At 67.8% G+C, this 450-nt stretch carries 1 protein-coding gene; it reads right to left on the bottom strand.

The annotated features are described in order from the left end of the window. A partial coding sequence (locus MOV61_RS30240; protein ID WP_247139217.1) for an ATP-binding cassette domain-containing protein occupies positions 1-450 on the bottom strand: 450 nt, incomplete at both ends.

Below are 450 nucleotides of genomic sequence, written 5' to 3'. Positions count from 1 at the left end.
CACCTGCAGTGCGGCATCGGCGCGGAACATGAAGCGGGCGAGCGCCGCGCGGCCGGCATTTTCGTCCGCCTGCGGGTTGAGCCGCCGGAAATTGTCGCGGATCGACAGCGCCGGATCGAGCAGGCTTACCCGCTGGTCGAGCATCGCGGATCTGACCGGCACCCGCACCGTGCCCGAGAAGGGCAACAGGCTGCCGGAAACCAGCGACAGCAGCGTCGTCTTTCCTGAGCCGTTCGGACCGGTGACGGCGATCCGTTCCGGCCCGGTGATCTCGAAAGAGAAGTCGTGCAGGACCGGCTCTTCCACTTCGTAACCGGCGGTGACGTTGTCGATGCGGAGCACGACCCGGCTCGCCGGCAGGCCGGTCGGCGGCAGCGTCACGGAGAGCGGCTGCAGGATCTCGATCTTTTCACGCGCGGCGGAAATGTCGGCGGTCGCCTGGATCCGCAG

The sequence above is a fragment of the Neorhizobium sp. BETTINA12A genome (assembly GCF_023006485.1).
GTDB lineage: Bacteria > Pseudomonadota > Alphaproteobacteria > Rhizobiales > Rhizobiaceae > Neorhizobium.
This window is presented reverse-complemented; position numbering and strand designations above follow the sequence as displayed.